The organism is Nonomuraea deserti, assembly GCF_004348685.1.
In the GTDB taxonomy this organism is placed as follows: domain Bacteria; phylum Actinomycetota; class Actinomycetes; order Streptosporangiales; family Streptosporangiaceae; genus Nonomuraea; species Nonomuraea deserti.
On the sequence record NZ_SMKO01000405.1, the window covers coordinates 1 to 1,410 of the forward strand.

General features: G+C 77.1%; 2 protein-coding genes. Both read left to right on the forward strand.

Annotated features, from left to right (window positions below):
- Positions 1 to 777: acyl carrier protein (locus tag E1292_RS50355; RefSeq protein WP_132606868.1), on the forward strand; the 777-nt coding region annotated here is incomplete at its 5' end.
- On the forward strand, positions 774 to 1,410 hold a 637-nt coding region (locus tag E1292_RS50360), incomplete at its 3' end, for a cytochrome P450 family protein (protein WP_132606869.1). The genes E1292_RS50355 and E1292_RS50360, both read left to right, overlap by 4 nt.

Here is a 1,410-nt window from a genome sequence, read left to right on the forward strand (position 1 = left end):
GCCGCCGGCGCTTCCTCCCCCGCCGCCGTCTCCCGTGCCTCCACGCCTGCCACCGCTTCGAGTACGAGCACGCCCGGCGCCGGAGGCGGAGCGGCGTCGGCGCGGGGGCAGGACGGACCGCCGCTCGTGCTGCCGCTGTCGGCCCGCACCCCTGCCCAGCTGGCCACGGCGGCGCGGCGGCTGGCGGAGGCGCTGCGCGCGCCCGGCGCGCCTTCGCCGGCCGACGTCGCCCACACCCTGGCCACGGGCCGTGCCGCCCTGGACGCCCGCGCCTACGTGGTCGCCACGACCCGCGACGAGGCCGCCGCCGCGCTGGAGGCGCTCGCCACGCGCGGGAAGGTGGACGGCGGCGAGGGCTCGGTGCTGGGTGACGCGTGGCTGCGGGGCGAGGACGTCGCCTGGCCGCAGGCAGGCGGCCGCCGGGTCCGCCTGCCCACGTACCCGTTCGCGGGCGAACACCACGGCGCGCTCACCGTCGGCGCCCCGCCGCCCCCCGAACCCGAACAACCGCGGGACACACCGGCCGCGGTGACCGAGCTGTTCCTGACCACCCTGGACCTGCAAGGCAGGGAGGACCTGACCAGGACGTACTTCGCCGTCGGCGGCGACTCCCTGACCGCCGTCTTCCTGGTCGGCGAGCTGCGCGACCGCTTCGGCCTGGAGGCGCCCATCGAGCTGTTCCTGGAGGAGCTGCCGCTGGAGGAGCTCATCTCCCGCGTCCTGAGCGACCCGGACGACGACCCGCTCGGCGACCTCCTTGACGAGCTCGGACCATGAGACCCAGCCCCGACCCGGCCGGGATCGACGCGCTCGACCTGCTCGATCCCGCGCTCCACGCCACCCACGACCTCACCCCCGTGTGGCGCTGGTTGCGCGCCAACGACCCGGTGCGCAGGCACGAGCGGTTCTGGAGCGTGACCCGCCACGCCGACGTGCTGCGCGTCGTGCGCGACCCGGACACGTTCAGCTCGCTCCAGGGCAACATGCTGCGCACCCTCCTGCGCGGGCACGATCCCGGCGCGGGCAAGATGCTGGTCGTCACGGACGGGCCCGGGCACGCCCGCCTGCGCCGCCTGCTGACGCCCGGCTTCGGCCCGCGCGCGCTCGGCCCGGTCACGCGGTCGATCGCGGAGGCCACCCGCGACCTGCTCGGCGCGCTCGTGCGGCGCGGCGGCGGCGACTTCGTGGCGGAGGTGGCCGCCCAGGTGCCGCTGCGGGCCATCTGCGAGCTGCTCGGCGTCCCCGAGGAGGACCGGCAGCGCGTGCTGGAGCTGACCGGCGAGGCCATGCTGGGCGAGGCCCCATCCGGAGGACAAGCCGGGAGCCAGGGCGGGGGCCAGGACGGGAGCCAGGACGGGAGCCACGACGGGAGCCACGACGGGAGCCACGACGGGGGCCAGGGCGGGGGCC